We start from the raw sequence: 21,548 nt of genomic DNA, 5'->3' as shown, positions 1-21,548 counted from the left end.
TAAGTTAAAAAACAGAAAAGGTGATGCAATATGAAAAAAATAGCAGGAAATACATACTATATAAGAGGCGGTACTAATACCGGGATATATGTATATAATGATAAAGCGATAATAATAGATCCGGGGCTTTCTGGTACAAGACCTGGGAGAATAATAAAAAAGATTGAGGAAAGTGGATATATTCCTGAATATATAATTAATACTCATGAGCACGACGACCATTATGGTGGAGCGGGACAGATAAAAGACAAAATACCAACTGTAAAGAACTGTTCATCGGCGTTTGCAGCTGTATATATAGAAAATCCGATACTGTTTCCTACATATATAAGTGGAGGAAAATGCTGCAGAGAAATGATAGAAGTATCAAAACTTGAAGAAAGTGATATAACGACTGTTGATTCTATATTAAAACCGGGTTATTTTAATCCTGTTACAGGTGAAATTAATAAAGACAAAGCAGATAACACAATAGAAATTATAGAACTTAAGGGACATACAGAGGGAAGTATGGGATTTATCACACCAGATGGAGTTTTCTTTGCAGGAGATGTGCTTGTTGGAGAGGAAATGCTTGAAAAATTTGATTTTCTTTTTACATTTGATGTAGGTGCACAGATTGAATCGCTGGAAAAACTAAAAAATATAGATTACGAATATATGGTGCTTGGGCACTCTAAAAAAATAATAACAAAGGAAGAATCAACTGAACTGATAGAAAAAAACAGAGCGGCGATGGATAAATATATAAATCAGATAATGGATATACTGAAAAGCCCTGTAAACTCTGAGGAAATACTGAAGAGAATAATAAACAACAACAATCTTAAACACAGATACAAAGAATACCTGTTTTTCAGATCAGCTCTTATGTCTATATTGAACTATCTGATAGACAACGGAAAAATAGAGTATATACTGAAGGATGGAGAACTTCTTTATTGTGCAATTTAGATATAATTGTGGTAAAATAAATAATCGGGATAAAAACAGATGTACGGAGGTGCAATATGGAGTACGAAGAGTGGAAAGCCATCCTTGCTCCTTATAATAATGCAGTAGAGGAGCTAAAGGTAAAGTTTAAAAATATAAGAAAAGAATTCCTTGAAAAGGGAGATTATTCACCGATAGAGTTTGTAACAGGAAGAACTAAAAAAATAGCTTCTATAGTTGCAAAGGTAAAGAAAATAAATGCGACAGATATAGAAAAAGATATAGAGGATATAGCTGGTATCAGAATAATGTGCCAGTTTGTCGAGGATATATATACAATTGTAGAACTTATAAAAAACAGAACAGATATGATTGTTGTACATGAAAAAGACTACATTAAAAACTACAAGGAAAGTGGATACAGAAGTTATCATGTAATAATAAAATATCCGATAAATACTGTTTCAGGGTCAAAGGAAGTGCTTTGTGAGATACAGATAAGAACTCTTGCAATGAACTTCTGGGCGACAATAGAACATTCTCTGAAATATAAATACGATCATTATATACCGGATACTCTTGCAATCAGACTTAGAAGAGCAGCTGATGCAGCATTCCTTCTTGATCAGGAGATGGGAGAGATAAGAGAGGATATAATGAACGCTCAGGCTATGTACCGGATGAGAGAGCTTGCAGTAAAAGATGTTCTTGATAGAATTCAGGAAGTAAGAGAACTTGGATTTACAAACAGCTCTATACAGTATCAGAGAAGACTTGATATGATACAGAATTCTATGGAGGATGTAAAGGAAGTTCTTGAACTTAAAAAGGAAATCGGAGAAAAACTTGAAGAATTTAAAAATCAGAAGATAAAGGAATAGAAATATGAGTTTATATGCGATAGGAGATCTTCATCTTTCAACCTCAGTTGATAAGCCTATGGATATATTCGGAAAAAACTGGGCAGGTCATGAGGAAAAGATAACTGAAAACTGGATAAAGAAAATAAATAAAGATGATACTGTTCTTCTTCTTGGCGATATATCCTGGGGAACAAAAATGGCTGAGGCAAAATCAGACCTGGATATGATAGATAATTTCCCGGGCAAAAAAATATGTATAAAGGGAAACCACGACTACTGGTGGGGAACTGTTACAAAAATGAATTCCATGTATGAAAGCATAGAATTTATAAACACGAATTTCTATGTTTATGGAGAATATGCAATCTGTGGTGGAAGAGGCTGGATATGCCCGAATGACTATAAATTTGATGAAAGCGATGAGAAGATATACAAAAGAGAAGGAATCAGAATAGAAATGTCTATAAAATCAGCTATAAAGGCAGGTTTTGAAAAAATAATAGTTATAACACATTATCCGCCGACAAATGATTCTCTTGAACCTTCGATATTTACCGAGATATATGAAAAATATGGGGTGGAAAGAGTTTACTATGGACACCTTCATGGAGAAGAGTCGTTTGAAATGGGGCTTAAAGGAGAAAGAAACGGGATAATATACAGTCTGGTATCTGCGGACTATATAGATTTTGATCCTGTAAAAGTTATGGACTAAGGGGAATACGATGAAAAAATTTACTATATGTGTTGATATAGATGGTACAGTTACAGATCCGTATGGTTTTATACCTTATTTAAATGAGATATTTAATAGAAATCTTACAAAAGAGGAGTATACTACTCTTGACTGGGAAAAATTATACGGTATAAGAGAAGATGATTTTTATATAAATTTTGATAAAAATTATTCGTATACATACGAAAAGGCAAAAGCTGTTTCGGGAGCGCGGGATACTCTAAAGGAGTTTTCTGATGTTGCTGAAATTTGCTTTGTGACTGCAAGACAGCCATATTTATATGATTTAACAAAAAATTGGCTTGATAAAAACGGATTTTCGGGATATGATATATACACCCTTGGAAATATGAAAAAATCAAAAAAAGCAGTCGAACTCGGATGTGATATATTTGTAGAGGATGATCCTGATAATGTAAAAGACCTTGCAGAAAATGGAATAAAGGTTATAATAATGGATACAAACTACAACAGAAATGTTGAGGGTAAAAATATTAAAAGAGCAGCTGACTGGGATGAGGCTAAATCCATAATAGATGGATTTGTGAAAGGTGGTGGAATCACATGGTAGCGCTTGATATAGTAAATGAAAACAGAAAGTCTGTGAAAATAAGAAGCAGTGAGATAAAGAATATACTTGAAATGAAAGAAGATATAGAGATATGTCAGGATATATCGGATACGATAAAAGAGAAAGATGTATTCGTATTTGACTGTCAGCTTGAAAGAAGAATATTTGCTCTTAAATCGGAAATAGAGGCTATGATTATGGAGACTCTTGGAGAAGCTGTGCCGGAAGAGGATGGCGGAATATATTTCCAGGATGTATCGTATTACATAAAGGCTCTTTCTGACGAAATAGAGGAGGAAATACAGGAAGAATACATATTTGACAACGTTAGATGTCACTTCAGTATATATAATGTAAGTCAGAATTTTGATGATTTTAAATTTGTATTTATTGTGGCATTCAAGGATATTGATATACACAAATTAAACAGTATAGCAGATGTTGTCGCGAACAGACTTCTAAGAGGAAAATCAAAATTTTACAGCTAATGATTAGGCACCGATAAATTCGGTGTCTTTTTTATTGCCAAAAACAAAACGATACAAAATAATAATAAACAGTAATAAACAATAAGAAAAACGTTGAAAAAAATATATAAATAAGATAAAATAATAATAAATAATCAGAAATTATAAATATAAATTGATATAAATTTGTGGAGGATATTATGGTCAGCAAAAGAATAGAAAAAATTAAAAACAGTCTTTTTGAAAATGACAGAGAAATATCTCTTGAAAGAGCTCTTCTTTATACAGAAAGCTGGAAACAGACAGAGGGTATGGATGTAAAGGTAAGAAGGGCATATGCACTTAAAAATATACTTGAAAAACACGAAATATCTCTTGATGATTACGATCTTCTTCTTGGGATAAGAAGTCTTAAACCGAGAGCAGGTATAGTATCGTGTGAAATGTCTCCTTACTGGATTTTGGATGAGCTGGATAAGTTTCCTACTAGGGAACAGGATAGATTCAACATGAGCGAAGAAGATAAAAAAATATACAGAGAAGAGTTGTATCCTTATTGGGAAGGTAGATCACTTAAAGACTACTGTAACAATCATATGAGCGATGCAGTAAAAGATGCATGTAAAACAAGAATAGTAGCTATAAATCAGACTGACAAAGGACAGGGGCATATAATACCCGATTATGAGCTTCTTTTAGACAACGGTTTTGATGCACTTATAAAAGAACTTGAAAATCTTCTTGAAAAAGAACCAGAAAATGAATTCTACAAAGCTTCTCTTATAACATTAAAGGCTTCATCGGATTACATTCTAAGATATAGAGATCTTGTAAAAGGAATATTATCAGAAGAAAGATACAAATCTCCTTCAAACGAAGAGGATAAAAAAAGGGCAGAAGAACTTATTGAAATGAAGAGAATATGCGAAAAGGTATCAAAGGAAAAACCGGAAACATTCTATGAGGCAGTACAGCTTTTCTGGTTTATGTGTGTAGTTCTTCAGCACGAGTCAAATGCGAGTTCAATATCTGTGGGAAGATTTGACCAGTATATGTACAAATACTACAGACATGATATAGAAAATGGTGTTGACAGAGAATATTTAAATGAAATACTTAGATGTCTTTATCTGAAATTCAACTCAATAGTAGCACTTAGAAGTAGTGAAAGTGCTAAATATTTTGCAGGGTTCCCTATAGGATATACTATTGCACTTGGTGGAGTTGACGAGAGAGGAAAAGACGCCACAAATGAACTTTCATATATAATGCTTGAACTTCAGAAAGATACAATGCTTCCACAGCCAAACCTTAGTTCAAGAGTATGGGAAAATTCTCCAAGAGAATTCCTTATGAAGACTGCCGAGATAATAAGTCTTGGAACAGGACTTCCTCAGATATTCAACGACGAGGCTAATATACTTGCATATACAAACAGAGGTGTATCTCTTAAGGATGCGAGAGACTATGCCATAGTTGGATGTGTAGAGCTTACTATACCGAAGAAGACATACGGACTTCACGATATAGCTTTATTCAATCTTCTTAAGACTATGGAAGTTACAATGGAAGAGAATAAAGAAGGATTCAAAGATTTTAATGAGTTTATGAACGCTATAAAAGCAAATATCGCTAAATACGTAAAACATATGGTTGACGGTTCAAATATAGTCGATATAGCACACAGAGTATGCGCACCGACTCCGTTTTTATCTACATTTATAGATGGATGTATAGAAAAAGGGCTTGATATAACAGAAGGTGGAGCGATATATAACTTCTCTGGAGTTCAGGGGATAGGATGTCCTAATCTTAGTGATTCTCTTTATGTAATCAAAAAAGCAGTATTTGAAGAAAATAGACTTTCATTCAGAGAACTTGTGGAAATACTTGAAAACAACTGGGAAGGAAATGAAGTATTAAGACAGAGATTTATAAATAAATACAGTAAATATGGAAATGACGACGATGAGGTGGATAATCTTGGTTCGGAACTTCTTTCATTCTACTGTGATGAGGTGGAAAAATACGAAAATCCTAGAGGTGGAATATTCCAGCCTGGATCTTATACTGTATCTGCACATATTCCTCTAGGAGAGGCAGTAGGAGCTACACCAGATGGAAGAATGTCGGGAGAACAGCTTGCAGATGGAGGTCTTTCTCCGATGGTCGGAAGAGATAAAAACGGTCCTACAGCAAGTCTTAAGAGTGTAGGAAAACTTGATAATATACTTACATCAAACGGAAGTCTTCTGAATGTAAAATTCTCACCATCTACACTTGCTACAAAAGAGGGACTTATGAAACTTGTCGCTTATATACAGGCATTTACAAGACTTAAAATACAGCACATACAGTTCAATGTTGTATCTGTTGATACACTTAGAGATGCACAGAAACATCCTGAAAACTACAAAAATCTTGTTGTAAGAGTTGCAGGATACAGTGCGATGTTTATAGAACTGAGTGAAGCTATACAGAATGATATAATAAACAGAAGCGAACATGTACTGTAAAATAAACTTATGAAAGTGAACGATGATATGAATAAAGAAGCGGTAATATTCAATATACAGAGATATAGTCTTCACGATGGTGGAGGAATAAGAACTATGGTATTTTTCAAAGGATGTCCTTTCAGATGTCCATGGTGTTCAAATCCCGAGTCCCTAAGCACAGATGTTCAGATAATGAAAAGAGAATCAATATGTATGTGCTGCAGTGCACCTGACTGTATGTCATGTAAAAATACACCGGACGAATGTCCAACAGGAGCGATTGAAAAAATAGGTGAAAAAATGAATACAGATCGGATAATATCCGAGATAAAAAAAGATGTGGTATTTTATGAATCAAGTGGAGGCGGAGTAACAGTATCGGGAGGAGAATGTCTTCTTCAGCAGGAGGCGGTATATGAGCTTCTTGAAAGATGTAAAAATCTTGGAATAGAGACAGCTATGGAAACGACAGCAGCTGTTACTATAAAAGATATGAATAAACTGTGTGATTATGTGGATAAATTTCTTATAGATTTCAAGATAATAGATAGAAAAAAATCCATGGAAATCATCGGTCTTGATACTGATATTCTTAAAAAACAGTTTGAGAAAATTATAAGTAGAGGGAAAAAAGTTATCCCTAGAATTCCTCTTATACCAGGATTTACAGCAGAAGAAAAAAATATAAATTCGATAATAGAGTATCTGAAGCCTTTCTGTGAAAGAGGTGAAATACAGGAAGTACATTTACTTCCATTTCACCAGATGGGAAGCGGAAAGTACAAAAGTCTTGGAATGGAGTATTCTATGGAGAAAAATCCTGAGATGTCTGACGAAGAAGCGTACATTATAGAAGAGAAATTCAGAAAAAATAATATAAAAACAGTTTTAAGAGGAGACTAATATATAAATCGGCATGTGTTGTTATTAATATCATATGCCGATTTTCTGATATATAAAAAGAATTCCAAAGATATAGTTTATCTCTATAAATAGGGGGGCAATATATGGTATAATAAAAACAGCTGAATAGTCAGCTATATGTTTGCATAGAGCCAGAAGAGTTCTCTTATATAACAGACATAATAAAAGTTAAGGTTTCAAAACAGAAAAACGAACTATATCGAAGTTTTTTTATGTAATATTTCGGGAATATACCATAAAGATATTACATGAGTAGAAAAAGTATATAAAAAAACGAATGAGCGAGAATAAAAAAAAAGTCAATAAATAGAGTGGATTTTTTTAAAAATAACGGTTTCAGTAATTGACATAGAAAAAGTAGAATGATATAATAGTTTAGGTTTTGAACAGGAGGGTGTTCATCAAAGGATTCTGGGTAGTTTTCAATAAGAGGGACTCTTATTACCTGTCTTTTGATGAGCGCCTTTTTTGAGGAATGGCTGAGAAATAAAAAAATTGTAAACAGGAAGGATTGATGTCTATGTTAACAGCAATAACAGGAATAAACTGGGGAGACGAAGGTAAAGGAAGAATGGTAGACCTTTTATCTGAAGACTACGATATAGTTGTAAGATATCAGGGTGGAAATAATGCAGGTCATACTGTAATAAATGAAAAAGGTAAGTTTGTACTTAATCTTCTTCCATCAGGAATACTTAGAGAAGATGTTGTAAACGTAATGGGAAATGGTGTAGTTATAGACCTTAAACATCTTAATGAAGAAATGGGAAGACTTATAGATGCCGGAATAAAAATAACTCCAGAAAATCTTAAAATAAGTGATAGAGCTATAATATGTATGCCTTATCATGTTCAGCAGGACTGTCTTGAAGAAGAAAGACTTAAGGATGCAAAATATGGTTCAACAAGAAGAGGTATAGCTCCTGTTTACGGAGATAAATATATGAAGAAAGGTATAAGAATGGGAGACCTTCTTGACAGTGAAGAAGCTTTAAGAGCTAAGATAGAAGGTATAACTGAGTGGAAAAACCTTTCAATAGAAAAAGGATACGGTGCAGAAAAAATAGACGCTGAAGAAATGTTCAACTGGATAAAAGAATATGGATTCAAATTAAGAGATCATATATGTGATACAGGTCTATTTATAGACAATGCAGCAAAAGAAGGAAAGAATATAATGTTTGAAGCACAGCTTGGTGCACTTAGAGATATAGACTTCGGTATATATCCTTTCACATCATCATCTTCAACAATAGCTGCTTATGCTCCAATAGGTTCAGGAGTTCCAAACAGAAAACTTGACTGCACAGTAGGTATAATGAAAGCATACTCTACATGTGTAGGTGAGGGACCTTTCACAGCTGAACTTTTCGGTGAAGAAGCTGAGCATCTTAGAAAAGCAGGTAACGAATATGGTGCTGCAACAGGAAGACCAAGAAGAGTAGGTGGATTCGACGTTCTTGCTTCAAGATACGGAGTAAGAATGCAGGGAGCAGATGAAATAGCTCTTACAAAACTTGATGTTCTTTCATATATGGACGAGATACCTGTATGTACAGGATATGCAGTAAACGGAGAAAAACTTGACGAGTTCCCAATAGGAGAAAAACTTGAAAAAGCCGAGCCTGTATACGAATACGTAAAAGGATGGCATGAAGACATATCAGGATGCAGAAAAATGGAAGATCTTCCAGAAGCTGCAAGAGAATATGTAAAATATATAGAAGAAGCAGTAGGATGCAAAATAAAATATGTATCTGTAGGAGCTGCAAGAGAAGAATATATAGTTGTACCAGACTAATTTTATACTCAAATATCATCAGGTATATGTCTTTAGGCATATACCTTAAGTTCAATATACATAAGGAGAGTAGAAAATGTTAGATAAACTAAAAGAAGAATGTGGAGTTTTTGGAATAAGAACGAAAGGTAATGATTCTGCAGGGATGACTCATTCTGCACTTATGGCACTTCAGCATAGAGGTCAGGAGGGAGCAGGAATTGCATCACTTGAAGGCGAACATATAAATATATACAAAAATAGAGGGCTTGTAAGTGAAGTATTTTCACCTGAAATAATAAAAGAACTTGGGGATACAGAAATATCTATAGGACATGTCAGATATTCTACTACAGGATCGAATTCAAGAGAAAATACTCAGCCGATAGTTGCAGAATACCTTAAGGGAAGACTTGCTGTTGCACACAACGGTAATATAGTCAACTCTATGGAGATAAGAGAAGAACTTGAAAAAGAAGGATGCTCTTTTGCATCTACAAACGACAGCGAATCTATAGCAAAACTTATAGGCTTTGAAATGCTTAAGGAAAATGACGAACTGAAAGCCATAGAAAAGGCAGTAAACAGACTTAAAGGAGCATTCTCACTTGTAATTGTTACATCAGGAAACAGACTTGTTGCTGTAAGAGATGGATGGGGATTCAGACCTTTATGTCTTGGAAAAGGTGAAAATGGTATAGCAGTTGCGTCTGAAAGCTGTGCATTTGACAGCGTAAACTATGAATTTATAAGAGATATAGAACCAGGAGAAATGGTTATAATAAATGAAGATCTTTCTGTGGAAAGCAAAACAGTACTTGAAAAAGATACAAAAGGATCATGTATATTCGAATATGTATACTTTGCCAGAACAGACTCTAATATAGACGGTTTAAGTGTATACGACGCAAGAATAAACATGGGAAGACAGCTTGCCAGAGAATTTAAAATAGATGCAGATATAGTATGTGGAGTTCCAGACAGTGGACTTGAAGCAGCTATAGGATATGCAAAGGAAAGTGGAATACCATATGAATTTGGATTTGTAAAAAACAGATACATAGGAAGAAGCTTTATCTTCCCTTCTCAGGAACAGAGAGAAAAAGCAGTAAAATTAAAGCTTAATCCACTTACAAGCAATCTTAAAGGAAAAAGAGTAATACTTATAGATGACTCTATAGTAAGAGGAACTACAAGTGCAAAACTTATCAAAAACGTAAGACGGGCTGGAGCAAAAGAGGTACATATGCTTGTATCATCTCCTATGTTTAAACATACGTGTTATTTCGGAACTGATATAGACAGCGAGGAAAATCTTGCTGCAAACAGAATGACTCTTGACGAAATAAGACAGAGCATAGGTGCAGACAGCCTTGGATATATAAGTGTGGAAGGACTAAAAAAAGCATGTTCAGGATGTAAGAGAGATTTCTGTACAGGATGCTTTGATGGAAACTACCCACTTAAAATAAAAAGTTACAGCAAGTCTCAGTTTGAGCAGAAAAAATAAAAACACAAAATAGAAGGAGGAGACCATTTTGGAAAAGAAAATCAATTTAATTCTCGAAAATGGAAGAGTATTCGAGGGAAAAGCCTTTGGACGGGTAAAAGATGTTACAGGTGAAATAGTATTCACTACAGGAATGACAGGGTATATAGAAACTCTTACAGATCCAAGCTACTGTGGGCAGATGATAGTTCAGACATTCCCACTAATAGGAAACTACGGAATAATAGAGGAAGATTTTGAAAGTGAAAAGTCTTTTGTAAAGGCTTATATAGTGAGAGAATACTGTGAACATCCTTCTAACTACAGATGCGAAGGTACACTTGACGAATATCTTAAGAAAAATGATATACCAGGTATGTACGATGTAGACACAAGAGAGCTTACAAGAATAATAAGAGAACACGGTACAATGAAGGCTAAAATAACTTCAGCAGAACCTGTTCTTGACGAAAATGGAATGTCAAAAGAAGAAATAGATGTTGAGTATTTTGACATGGTTGAGGCTGTTACATGTGATAGCCAGTTTACAGACAATGTAGACGGAAAATACAATGTTGTTCTTTGGGACTTCGGTGCAAAGAGAAACATAAGAAGAGAACTTCTAAAGAGAGGATGTAATGTAACTACAGTTCCAGCATCAGCTACAGCAGAAGAAATAAAAGCTCTTAATCCAGACGGAATAATGCTTTCAAACGGACCTGGGGATCCAAAAGACAACGTAAAAATAATAGCTGAACTTAAGGAACTTTGCAAAGCGAATATACCAACATTTGGTATATGTCTTGGACATCAGCTTCTAGCTCTTTCTCAGGGTGGTAAAACAGAAAAGCTTAAATACGGACACAGAGGTGGAAACCAGCCGGTTAAAGACCTTACAAACAACAGAATATACGTATCAAGCCAGAACCACGGATATGCAGTAAACAATGATGAACTTCCAGAAAATGCACAGCTTCTATTCATAAACGTAAATGACGGAACTTGTGAAGGTATAAAATATACTAATATGCCAGTATTCTCAGTACAGTTCCATCCAGAAGCCTGTGGTGGACCACACGATACAGCATATCTTTTCGATAAATTCATCAACTTAATGGAAGGAGTAGAATATAATGCCTAGAAACAATGATATAAAGAAAGTTCTTCTTATAGGTTCAGGTCCTATAGTAATAGGTCAGGCAGCTGAGTTTGACTACTCAGGAACTCAGGCTTGTCAGGCTCTTAAAGAAGACGGAAAAGAAGTAGTTCTTGTAAACTCAAACCCTGCCACAATAATGACAGATAACGCAATGGCAGACAAAATATACATAGAGCCTCTTACAGTTACAACACTTAAGAGAATAATAGAAAAAGAAAGACCGGACAGTATATTATCTACACTTGGAGGACAGACAGCTCTTACTCTTTCAATGCAGCTTGCTAAAGAGGGATATCTTGACAAGATGGGTGTAAGACTTCTTGGAGCAGATCCAGAAACAATAGACAAGGCAGAAGACAGACAGATGTTCAAGGATACAATGATAGAAATAGGACAGCCTGTTATACCTTCTGAAATAGTTGAAGACCTTGATTCAGCTATAGAATTTGCTGATAAAATAGGATACCCTGTTATAGTAAGACCAGCCTTCACTCTTGGAGGAAGTGGTGGTGGAATCGCCAAAACTAAAGAAGAATTCAAGAAAATAGCAGCAAACGGACTTAGATTATCTCCAATAAGCCAGATACTTGTTGAAAAATGTATATCTGGATGGAAAGAAATAGAGTTCGAGGTTGTAAGAGACGGTGCAGGAAACTCAATAACTGTATGTTCAATGGAAAACTTTGACCCAGTTGGAGTTCATACAGGAGATTCTATAGTTATAGCTCCTGCTGTAACACTTGCAGACAAAGAATATCAGATGCTTAGAACTGCAGCTATAAAAATAGTTGACGCTATGGGTGTTGAAGGTGGATGTAACTGTCAGTTCGCACTTAACCCAGACAGCGATGAGTATGCTGTAATAGAGGTTAACCCAAGGGTTTCTAGATCTTCAGCTCTTGCATCAAAAGCCACTGGTTATCCAATAGCAAAAGTTGCCGCAAAAATAGCACTTGGATACAGATTAGATGAAATAAAGAACGAAATAACTAAGAAAACATACGCATGTTTCGAGCCTGCTCTTGACTACGTTGTTGTTAAATTCCCTAAATGGCCATTTGACAAATTCGTATATGCTAAGAGAGAACTTGGTACTCAGATGAAAGCTACAGGAGAGGTTATGGCAATAGGTCAGAACTTCGAAACAGCTCTTATGAAAGCTGTAAGAGGATCTGAAAACAAAACTGACTGCTGTACACTTGCAAAAGTTGCTGCATATACAGATGAAGAAGTGGCTAAAGCTCTTCATGTATGCAACGACGAAAGAGTATTCGTAGTATACGAAGCACTTAAGAGAGGAACTGCATGTGAGGAAATACATGAAATAACTAAGATAGATAACTGGTTCCTATACAAAATGAAGAATATAGCTGAAACTGAAAATGAACTTCTAAAAGGAGAACTTTCAGATGAGCTATATACAAAAGCTAAAAAATACGGATTCCTTGATACAACTATAGAAAGAATGAGTGGAAAGAAAGTTGAGAAAAAAGCTCCTGCATCATTCAAGATGGTTGATACATGTGCAGGTGAGTTCAAAGCTGAAACTCCATACTTCTACAGCTGCTGCGATACAGTAAACGAGGCAGAGGAATTCATAGAAAGAACAGGAACAAGAGACAGAAAAACTGTAGTTGTTATAGGTTCTGGTCCAATAAGAATAGGACAGGGTATAGAATTCGACTACTCAGCAGTACACTGTGTATGGGCTATGAAGAAAGCCGGATTTGATGTTGTTATAATAAACAACAACCCAGAAACTGTATCTACAGACTTCGATACAGCTGACAGACTATACTTCGAGCCACTTACTCCAGAAGATGTAATGAACGTAATGAATACAGAAAAACCATACGGAGTTGTAGTTGCATTCGGTGGACAGACAGCAATAAACCTTACTAAGTTCCTTGAAAGCCAGGGAATAAACGTAATAGGTTCAAGTGCTGAAAGTATAGATAGAGCAGAAGACAGAGAAAGATTCGATGAACTTCTTGAATCTCTTCACATAAAGAGACCTCAGGGACATACAGTTCTTACAGAAGAAGAAGCTCTTAAAGCTGCAAATGAACTTGGATATCCTGTACTTATGAGACCTTCATATGTACTTGGTGGACAGAACATGATAATCGCATTCGGCGATGAAGATATAAAAGAATACATGGAAATAATCCTTGCTTCAAATAAAAAGGACAATCCAATACTTATAGATAAATATATGATGGGTATAGAGGTAGAAGTGGACGCTATATGTGACGGTGAAGATATACTTATACCAGGTATAATGGAACATATAGAAAGAGCCGGAATACACTCTGGAGACTCTATAGCAGTATGCCCAACATGGAATATAAGTGAAAAACTTAAAGAGAAGATAGTTGAATACTCTAAACAGCTTGCAGTATCACTTGATACAAAAGGTCTTGTAAACATACAGTATGTTATATATGACGGTAAGATATATGTTATAGAGGTTAACCCAAGATCTTCAAGAACTATACCATATCTAAGTAAAATAACTGGTGTACCTATGGTTGATATAGCTGTAAGATGTATGCTAGGTGAAAAACTTAAAGATATGGAATATGGAACTGGTCTATTCAAAGGTCAGAAGTACTTTGCAGCAAAAGTACCAGTATTCTCATTCGAAAAACTTATAGACCTTGACGTTCATCTTGGACCTGAAATGAAATCTACTGGAGAAGTTCTTGGTATAGGTAGAAACCTTCAGGAAGCTGTATGCAAAGGTCTTGCTGCAGCAGGATATCATATGGACAAAGAAGGCGGAATATTTATAAGTGTTAAAAACAGCGACAAAGCAGAAATAGCAGAGGTAGCTGAGAAGTTTGAAAGATTAGGATTCAAACTTTATGCAACAAAAGGAACTGCAGAAGCTCTTGAAGCTGAAGGAATGACTGTAACAAGAGTAAACAAAATGCACGAATCAGATGAAAATACAAGTAGCGAACTTATAGAAAAAGGTATGGTAAACTACATAATATCTACATCTTCAAAAGGAAGAATACCTACAAGAGACAGTGTTAAGATAAGAAGAAAAGCTGTTGACTATTCAATACCTTGTATGACATCAATAGATACAGCAAATGCACTTGCAGACAGTCTTCTAAGTCACTATTCAGAAGAAAATACAAGACTTATAGACATAAACGCTATATATAAATAAACTCAGGTAATACAGATATAAGTGGCAATCTCCATCTCTTTTAAAGGGATGGAGTTGCTGTCCTATAAATATAAAATTATTCAGGAAGGTGAAAACAATGGAAAGAGGAGAATTATTATACGAAGGAAAAGCAAAAAGAGTATACGAAATAAAAGGTAATGATGATGCATACCTTATAGCGTATAAAGATGATGCAACAGCTTTCAATGGACTTAAAAAAGGACAGATAGACGGAAAAGGTGTTATAAACAACAGAATGGCTAACCTTATATTCAAGAAACTTGAAGAGGAAAAAGGTATAGAAACTCACCTTATAGAAGAAATATCTGACAGAGAAACTATAGTTAAAAAGGTTGAAATAGTACCTCTTGAAATAATAGTTAGAAACATAGCAGCAGGAAGTTTCTCAAAAAGATTTGGAGTTGAAGAAGGAACAGTTCTTAAAAACCCTACACTAGAGTTCTGTTTAAAAGATGACGATCTTGGAGATCCAATGATAAATGAAAGCCACATATTAGCATTAGGAGTTGCAACTAAAGAAGAAATAGAAGCTATAAAAGATATGACTATGAAGGTTAATGACTTCCTTATAGACTACTTCAGAAAAGCTGATATAGAACTTGTAGACTTCAAAATAGAGGCAGGACGTTATCATGGAAGAATAATACTTGCTGATGAAATATCACCTGACACATGCAGACTATGGGACGTAAACACTCATGAAAAACTTGACAAAGACAGATTCAGAAGAGACATGGGTGGAGTAAAAGAAGCATATGACGAAGTAATGAGCAGATTAGGACTTTAATAATTGCTTTTGTATATACTGTAAAAATACTCATTGAGTTTAAACAAAAATAAACCATGAGGAGGCTTTCCCGTGGGGAAGCCTCCTCTGATTAATTGGAGGAAAAAATGAACGAAATATACCAGTCACCACTTACATCGCGTTATGCAAGTAAAGAAATGAAATCTCTTTTCTCAAATGACAAGAAATTCCGTACTTGGAGAAAACTTTGGATAGCACTTGCAGAATCTGAAATGGAGTTAGGTCTTGAAATAACACCAGAGCAGATAGAAGAGCTAAAAGCAAACAAAGATGATATAAACTACGAAGTTGCTGTAAAAAGAGAAAAAGAAGTAAGACATGACGTTATGTCTCATGTATATGCTTATGGACAGCAGTGTCCTAAAGCAGCAGGAATAATACATCTTGGAGCTACTTCTTGCTACGTTGGAGATAATACAGACCTTATACTAATGTATGAAGCTATGGAACTTGTAAGAACTAAAGTTGTAATGGCTATAAAAACACTTGCAAAATTTGCAGATGAGTATAAATCTCTTCCTACATTAGGATTTACACACTTCCAGCCAGCTCAGCCTACAACAGTAGGAAAAAGAGCAACTCTATGGATACAGGATCTTCTTTATGATCTAGAAGAAATAGAGCACTTCCTTTCAAACAAGAGACTTCTTGGATCTAAAGGAACAACAGGAACTCAGGCTTCTTTCCTAGAACTTTTCGAGGGAGACTACGAAAAAGTTAAAGAACTTGACAGAAAAATAGTTGAAAAAATGGGATACGATAAAGTAATAGCAGTATCTGGACAGACTTACACAAGAAAAATAGACAGTATGGTTCTTAACATATTATCTGGTGTAGCTCAGTCTGCTACAAAATTCTCTAACGATATAAGACTTCTTCAGCACCTTAAAGAAGTTGAAGAGCCATTCGAAAAGAATCAGATAGGTTCTTCTGCAATGGCATATAAGAGAAACCCAATGAGATCTGAAAGAATAGCATCACTTGCAAGATACGTAATGGTAGATGCACTTAACCCAGCTATAACAACAGCTACTCAGTGGTTTGAAAGAACTCTTGATGACTCTGCAAACAAGAGAATAAGTGTTCCAGAAGCATTCCTTGCAGTAGACAGTATACTAAGCCTATACTGCAACGTAGCTGACGGACTTGTTGTATATCCAAAAGTTATAGAGCGGAGATTAATGAAAGAGCTTCCATTCATGGCAACTGAAAATATAATGATGGACGCTGTTAGAAAAGGTGGAAACAGACAGGATCTTCACGAAAGAATAAGAGTTCATTCTCTTGAAGCAGGAAGAATGGTAAAAGTTGAAGGTAAGGAAAATGACCTTATAGAGAGAATAGCAAACGACGAAATGTTTGGTGTTACTCTTGAAGAACTAAAAGAAATACTTAAACCTGAAAAATATGTAGGATGTTCACCATATCAGGTAGAAGAATTCCTTAAAAATGAGGTTGAACCAGTATTAAAGGCTCATGAAAATGACGTTGAGCTTGACAACGAAATAAACGTATAATATATTTTCCAAAAGAGCTTCTGACATCTGTCAGACAGCTCTTTTTTTAGTAAAAAATATAAAAATAATGTTTTGTAGGCTGGTTGGATTAATTTATATCAGCTTTTATTATGTATTACCAAAAAAAATTAATTTATCATATTCTTCTGAGTTATAGAAAAAGTCATATAAATGTGCTATAATGTTAAATAATTAATAATCAAATTGAATGATTCACACGTCGAGTTGAAGAGGAGAGATAAAAATGAATCTATATCATCTTAAATATTTTGTAACTCTTGCACATTTTGAACACTATACAAAGGCAGCAGAACGGCTTTCAATAAAACAGCCGAGTCTCAGTAACGCAATAGCATCTCTTGAAAAAGAGATGGGTATAAAACTTTTCGAGAAAGATGGAAGAAATATCGTGCTGACAAGAGCAGGAAGACTGTTTCTTTCTGACATAGAGGATGCACTGAGAATGATAGATTCAAGCATTGAAAATATAAAAATGTCTGAAAAAGGAGAGGGACGTATATCAATAGGATACAGTGAAAGAATGATATCAGGATATATGCCGAGACTTGCCAGATGTTTTATGAATACAGAATCGGGAAAAAATGTAGACTTTGATTTTGAATATGTAAAAGGCGGTTATAAAGAGCTTATAGAAGGTCTTCAGAAGAGAAAGTATGATTTTGTAATAACCGATGAAGATGAAGAATTTGATGAAATAAAAAGCATACCAATAATGAAAAGAAAAATGGTAGCAATGCTTTCTGAAAAAAGTAAACTGTACGATAGAGAGTCGATTTCTCTTTATGATATAGTAGAAGATACAGTAATAGTCTGTGAAAAAGACAGAGAGATTGTAGAAATGATATATAAAGCTGCATCAGAAAAATATGGAAGTATTACAGGAGAGAATTCAGTAGAAATAAAAACTGTATCAGATGAGGAAACTGCAGCAGCACTTGTTGCAGGAAATTTTGGAATAGCTGTACTAATGGATACAGAAGCCGTATCACTTCCAGACGTAAAAAAACTTAATATATCAGATGAATCCGCAAATGAAAAAAAATATTATCTTAAATATAAAGAGGGCAGATACAGTATCAAAGTACTTGAAGATTTCAGAAATTTTGTAGCTGGATTTGCAGGAAATCAGAATATATAATTATATCCCCTGAATCAGAGATTATCTGAATCAGGGGATATTTTTTAGGGGAGATAATATAATCTAATCAACTTTTTTTCCACCGATTCTAACAACTTTTGCAGGTATACCTACCACTGTAGCTTCGGGAGGAACATTTTTTAAAACTACAGCATTTGCGCCTACTTTAGAATCGTGTCCAAGAGTTATGGCTCCAAGGACTTTTGCACCTGCTGCAATAACAGCACCATCGTGAACAGTAGGATGTCTTTTTCCCTTTTCTTTGCCAGTTCCTCCAAGTGTCACCTGATGAAACATAACAACATCATTTCCGATTTCAGCAGTCTCGCCTATTACAACGCCCATACCGTGGTCTATAAATAATCTTTTTCCAATCTGTGCCCCTGGATGAATTTCTATGCCAGTGAAAAATCTTGATAACTGAGAGATAAATCGAGGCAGAAATCTCATTCCTCTATTATATAGAAAATGTGATATTCTATGAGAAAAAATAGCGTGTATACCTGGATAATTTACGATGATACTTACAGGTCCTGTCGCTGCAGGATCGTGATACATATATGTATCTAAAAGCTCTTTAAATCCAGCAAAAATACCATTTCTTTTTTCTGTTTTCATAGAAAGATCTGTTCTGTATCTGTCTGAAGTTATCTCATAAACAGAAGCTTTCTCCGTATTATTCTGTATATAATTATCTGATTTTTTTATAGCATTCATTGTTATTCCTCCCTGTTATATATTTAAAATTTATCTTTTATACTGAATAAAGGTCTGTTGAAAGGTATCTTTCTCCATTATCTGGAGCTATAAATAAGACTTTTTTACCTTTTCCAAGTCTTTTTGCAGTTTTTATGGCTGCACTAAGAGCAGCTCCTCCAGAAATTCCAAGCATAACACCTGTTGTTGCAGCGGATAAAACAGCGTTTTTGTATGCATCTTCTGAAGATATTTTTTCTATTTTATCAAATGTATCTGTATCTACTATAGAAGGTATAAAGTTTGCACCTATTCCCTGTATTTTGTGAGGACCAGGTTTTTCTCCGGATAATATTGCAGATACATCAGGTTCAACTGCAACTATTTCTATATCAGAGTAGTGTTTTTTTAGTGCTGGTCCATTGCCCATTATTGTTCCGCCTGTTCCAACTCCTGCAACAAAAGCGTCAAGACTTTCAAAATCATTTATAATCTCAAGTGCAGTTGAATTTTCATGTGCTTTCGGATTTTTTGTATTGTTGAACTGATCAAACATTATATATCCTTTATCTCGTACAAGTCTTTCAGCCTCTTCAACGGCTCCGTTCATACCAAGTTTCCCAGGAGTGAGAACTATTTCTGCACCATATGCTTTAAGTATTTTCTGTCTTTCAACACTCATAGTATCAGGCATTACCATAACAGCTTTGAATCCGTTGGCAGCTGCAGACATTGCAATTCCTATTCCTGTATTTCCGCTTGTAGGTTCAACAATTGTATCACCCGGTTTTATTTTACCCTCTTTTTTCATTTCCTCCATTATGAAAGATGCAATTCTGTCCTTTATCGAACCACCAGGGTTAAAAAATTCAAGTTTTCCGTATATTTCAGCACTACCTTCAGTTTCAAATTCTCTGAATCTAAGTACCGGTGTATTTCCTATTGTTTCTGTAATTTTGTTGTATATCATTTTAAAATCCTCCAAGTTATATTATTTTTTGCATAAAAAAATCCGCCAGCGGCGGAAACGTGCATATTCTGAACATAATACCCTGAAGCTGGATAGAAAGCAGTACTTTATCTCAAGGGGATGATTTTATGAATAAGGGTAATCCAGCCACAGGCATATTATGAAACTGATAATAAAAAACCGTCGTATATACGACGGGAACACTCTAAATACAAAGAAACTGTCAAAAATTTCTACACAGTATCCTTCATAAAGAAAGATGCACTTCTGCCGCAATTGTATGATCTATTAAGTTTGTTATATTTCGAGTTACAACAGCAACACATAGCGCTACCACCTTTCTTTAAAATTTGTATTTGATTTAATGGAATTATATAACGAGATATATACAAGTGTCAATAGTAGAAATTGAAAAGGGCATATGTCAGAAACAATAAATTTAAATATTTTATGAAATTGAATATCATTAAATATAGAAAAGTATAATGAAAAATAAAAAAAGACGTGGAAAAAATGTCCACGCCTTTTACTTTTTTAAAAGTTTAATTATTTTGCAGAGTTAGCTGATCCTAAAACGTCTTCTATTTTGCTTTCAACTACTGCCTGTATAGCAGCTCTACCAGCACCTAAGTATTTTCTTGGGTCGAACTGAGCTGGGTTTTCAGCAAGATATTTTCTTATAGCAGCTGTCATAGCTAGTCTTAAGTCAGTATCCATGTTTATTTTACATACAGCCATTGAAGATGCTTTTCTTAACATGTCTACAGGTATACCTTTAGCTCCTGCTATGTTTCCACCGAACTCGTTGCAAGTAGCTACAGAGTTCTGATCAACAGCAGATGCTCCGTGAAGAACTATTGGGAAACCAGGAAGTTTAGCCTGTATTTCTTCAAGTATATCGAATTTTAATTCAGCTTCACCTTTGAATTTGAAAGCACCGTGAGAAGTACCTATAGCTATAGCTAATGAGTCAACACCAGTTCTTTCAACGAATTCTTTAGCTTCATCTGGATCAGTGTATTTGTGTACATCTGAGCTTACTTCGTCTTCTACACCAGCAAGAACTCCAAGTTCTGCCTCAACAACAACACCGTGAGCGTGAGCGTAGTCAACAACTTCTTTAGTTATTCTTACGTTTTCTTCGAAATCATAGTGAGATCCGTCTATCATAACTGAAGAGAATCCAGCTTCTACACACATTTTAACTGCTTCTAAGCTTGGACCGTGGTCTAAGTGTAAAGCAACGTCAACACCTATTTCATCAGATGCAGCTTTTACCATTTCAACTAATGTGTGAGGTCCTGCATATTCTATAGCAGATTTAGAAGCCTGTATTATAACGCTAGAGTTTTTAGCTTTTGCTCCTTCTAAAACTCCCTGTAACTGCTCAAGGTCACTTATGTTGAATGCACCTATAGCGTATCCACCTTCATAAGCTTTTTTAAACATTTCTTTTGTAGTAATTAAAGCCATTTTATTAACTGGTTCTAAAAATATAGACAAATATAGTCTTTTTAGATATTTCGCTCTTATTCTGACTTATATCAGTTTTAAGTCATGGTTGTGCCAGTTGGTTATCCCACAACCGTATTTTTAAAATATTATTTTTTAAAACACTACTATTTAACCCTCCAAATTGGATGAAATATATGCTTGTGAGGTACATATATTTGTGATTAAATTTAATGTTATTAACTATATGTGTTTTATTATATTATATCCATTTTGAATCAGGTTTATACATTAATCTGTATATAATATTTTAAAAATACGGTT

At 34.8% G+C, this 21,548-nt stretch carries 17 protein-coding genes; 14 read left to right on the top strand and 3 right to left on the bottom strand.

Features of this window, described 5'->3' with window-relative positions:
* Positions 1–30 precede the first annotated feature (30 nt).
* The 14 genes from EXD82_RS09785 to EXD82_RS09720 all read left to right on the top strand — a co-directional run bounded on the left by EXD82_RS09785 (position 31) and on the right by EXD82_RS09720 (position 18,106).
* Positions 31–954: an MBL fold metallo-hydrolase gene (locus EXD82_RS09785; protein WP_142536737.1), complete on the top strand. Its 924-nt coding sequence runs from the start codon at positions 31–33 to the stop codon at positions 952–954.
* Between the two features lie 56 nt (positions 955–1,010).
* A complete protein-coding gene (locus EXD82_RS09780; protein ID WP_142536736.1) occupies positions 1,011–1,814 on the top strand; it encodes a GTP pyrophosphokinase in 804 nt (267 codons plus the stop codon).
* A gap of 4 nt (positions 1,815–1,818) precedes the next feature.
* On the top strand, positions 1,819–2,511 hold the full coding sequence (locus tag EXD82_RS09775; RefSeq protein WP_142536735.1) for a metallophosphoesterase: 693 nt from the start codon (positions 1,819–1,821) through the stop codon (positions 2,509–2,511).
* Positions 2,512–2,521: 10 nt separating this feature from the next.
* Positions 2,522–3,103, top strand: a complete 582-nt coding sequence (locus EXD82_RS09770; protein WP_142536734.1) for a 5' nucleotidase, NT5C type — start codon at positions 2,522–2,524, stop codon at positions 3,101–3,103.
* Entirely contained in the window at positions 3,097–3,591 is a 495-nt protein-coding gene (locus EXD82_RS09765; RefSeq protein ID WP_142536733.1) for a hypothetical protein, read from the top strand. The genes EXD82_RS09770 and EXD82_RS09765 overlap by 7 nt, the downstream gene beginning before the upstream one ends.
* A 179-nt stretch (positions 3,592–3,770) precedes the next feature.
* Complete coding sequence (locus EXD82_RS09760) at positions 3,771–6,086, top strand: formate C-acetyltransferase (protein WP_142536732.1); 2,316 nt, start codon at positions 3,771–3,773, stop codon at positions 6,084–6,086.
* 27 nt (positions 6,087–6,113) lie between these two features.
* Positions 6,114–6,971, top strand: coding sequence for a glycyl-radical enzyme activating protein (locus EXD82_RS09755; RefSeq protein ID WP_206668155.1), 858 nt, complete (start codon positions 6,114–6,116; stop codon positions 6,969–6,971).
* A 535-nt stretch (positions 6,972–7,506) separates the two neighbouring features.
* On the top strand, positions 7,507–8,793 hold the full coding sequence (locus EXD82_RS09750; protein WP_330573807.1) for an adenylosuccinate synthase: 1,287 nt from the start codon (positions 7,507–7,509) through the stop codon (positions 8,791–8,793).
* A gap of 76 nt (positions 8,794–8,869) precedes the next feature.
* The gene (gene purF / locus EXD82_RS09745) at positions 8,870–10,282 is read left to right on the top strand and encodes an amidophosphoribosyltransferase (protein ID WP_142536730.1); all 1,413 of its coding nucleotides are present in this window, start codon (positions 8,870–8,872) and stop codon (positions 10,280–10,282) included.
* Positions 10,283–10,310: 28 nt separating this feature from the next.
* Positions 10,311–11,402: a carbamoyl phosphate synthase small subunit gene (locus EXD82_RS09740; RefSeq protein WP_142536729.1), complete on the top strand. Its 1,092-nt coding sequence runs from the start codon at positions 10,311–10,313 to the stop codon at positions 11,400–11,402.
* Complete coding sequence (gene carB, locus EXD82_RS09735; protein WP_142536728.1) at positions 11,395–14,601, top strand: carbamoyl-phosphate synthase large subunit; 3,207 nt, start codon at positions 11,395–11,397, stop codon at positions 14,599–14,601. Before EXD82_RS09740 ends, carB begins: the two co-directional genes overlap by 8 nt.
* A 97-nt stretch (positions 14,602–14,698) precedes the next feature.
* The gene (gene purC / locus EXD82_RS09730; protein ID WP_142536727.1) at positions 14,699–15,409 is read left to right on the top strand and encodes a phosphoribosylaminoimidazolesuccinocarboxamide synthase; all 711 of its coding nucleotides are present in this window, start codon (positions 14,699–14,701) and stop codon (positions 15,407–15,409) included.
* Between the two features lie 107 nt (positions 15,410–15,516).
* Positions 15,517–16,947: an adenylosuccinate lyase gene (purB, locus tag EXD82_RS09725; protein ID WP_142536726.1), complete on the top strand. Its 1,431-nt coding sequence runs from the start codon at positions 15,517–15,519 to the stop codon at positions 16,945–16,947.
* Positions 16,948–17,191: 244 nt separating this feature from the next.
* Positions 17,192–18,106, top strand: a complete 915-nt coding sequence (locus tag EXD82_RS09720; protein WP_142536725.1) for a LysR family transcriptional regulator — start codon at positions 17,192–17,194, stop codon at positions 18,104–18,106.
* 63 nt (positions 18,107–18,169) lie between these two features.
* Here EXD82_RS09720 and epsC read toward each other — a convergent pair whose 3' ends face one another.
* The 3 genes from epsC to fba form a co-directional block, all read right to left on the bottom strand.
* Positions 18,170–18,724: a serine O-acetyltransferase EpsC gene (gene epsC / locus EXD82_RS09715; RefSeq protein WP_174919228.1), complete on the bottom strand. Its 555-nt coding sequence runs from the start codon at positions 18,722–18,724 to the stop codon at positions 18,170–18,172.
* 136 nt (positions 18,725–18,860) lie between these two features.
* Positions 18,861–19,772 carry a cysteine synthase A gene (cysK, locus tag EXD82_RS09710; RefSeq protein ID WP_142536724.1) on the bottom strand — a complete coding sequence of 304 codons (912 nt, stop codon included), beginning with the start codon at positions 19,770–19,772 and terminating at the stop codon, positions 18,861–18,863.
* Between the two features lie 546 nt (positions 19,773–20,318).
* A complete protein-coding gene (fba, locus tag EXD82_RS09705; protein ID WP_142536723.1) occupies positions 20,319–21,245 on the bottom strand; it encodes a class II fructose-1,6-bisphosphate aldolase in 927 nt (308 codons plus the stop codon).
* Between the last annotated feature and the right edge of the window lie 303 nt (positions 21,246–21,548).

The organism is Peptacetobacter hominis (genome assembly GCF_006861675.1).
In the GTDB taxonomy this organism is placed as follows: Bacteria; Bacillota; Clostridia; order Peptostreptococcales; family Peptostreptococcaceae; genus Peptacetobacter; species Peptacetobacter hominis.
This window is presented reverse-complemented; position numbering and strand designations above follow the sequence as displayed.

Coding starts and splice junctions, on each gene's coding strand:
- EXD82_RS09780 (WP_142536736.1), top strand. CDS start 1,011: ATGGAGTACGAAGAGTGGAAAGCCATCCTTGCTCCTTATAATAATGCA.
- epsC (WP_174919228.1), bottom strand. CDS start 18,724: ATGAAAACAGAAAAAAGAAATGGTATTTTTGCTGGATTTAAAGAGCTT.
- purF (WP_142536730.1), top strand. CDS start 8,870: ATGTTAGATAAACTAAAAGAAGAATGTGGAGTTTTTGGAATAAGAACG.
- carB (WP_142536728.1), top strand. CDS start 11,395: ATGCCTAGAAACAATGATATAAAGAAAGTTCTTCTTATAGGTTCAGGT.
- EXD82_RS09755 (WP_206668155.1), top strand. CDS start 6,114: ATGAATAAAGAAGCGGTAATATTCAATATACAGAGATATAGTCTTCAC.
- EXD82_RS09785 (WP_142536737.1), top strand. CDS start 31: ATGAAAAAAATAGCAGGAAATACATACTATATAAGAGGCGGTACTAAT.
- fba (WP_142536723.1), bottom strand. CDS start 21,245: ATGGCTTTAATTACTACAAAAGAAATGTTTAAAAAAGCTTATGAAGGT.
- EXD82_RS09770 (WP_142536734.1), top strand. CDS start 2,522: ATGAAAAAATTTACTATATGTGTTGATATAGATGGTACAGTTACAGAT.
- EXD82_RS09775 (WP_142536735.1), top strand. CDS start 1,819: ATGAGTTTATATGCGATAGGAGATCTTCATCTTTCAACCTCAGTTGAT.
- purB (WP_142536726.1), top strand. CDS start 15,517: ATGAACGAAATATACCAGTCACCACTTACATCGCGTTATGCAAGTAAA.
- cysK (WP_142536724.1), bottom strand. CDS start 19,772: ATGATATACAACAAAATTACAGAAACAATAGGAAATACACCGGTACTT.
- purC (WP_142536727.1), top strand. CDS start 14,699: ATGGAAAGAGGAGAATTATTATACGAAGGAAAAGCAAAAAGAGTATAC.
- EXD82_RS09720 (WP_142536725.1), top strand. CDS start 17,192: ATGAATCTATATCATCTTAAATATTTTGTAACTCTTGCACATTTTGAA.
- EXD82_RS09765 (WP_142536733.1), top strand. CDS start 3,097: ATGGTAGCGCTTGATATAGTAAATGAAAACAGAAAGTCTGTGAAAATA.
- EXD82_RS09750 (WP_330573807.1), top strand. CDS start 7,507: ATGTCTATGTTAACAGCAATAACAGGAATAAACTGGGGAGACGAAGGT.
- EXD82_RS09760 (WP_142536732.1), top strand. CDS start 3,771: ATGGTCAGCAAAAGAATAGAAAAAATTAAAAACAGTCTTTTTGAAAAT.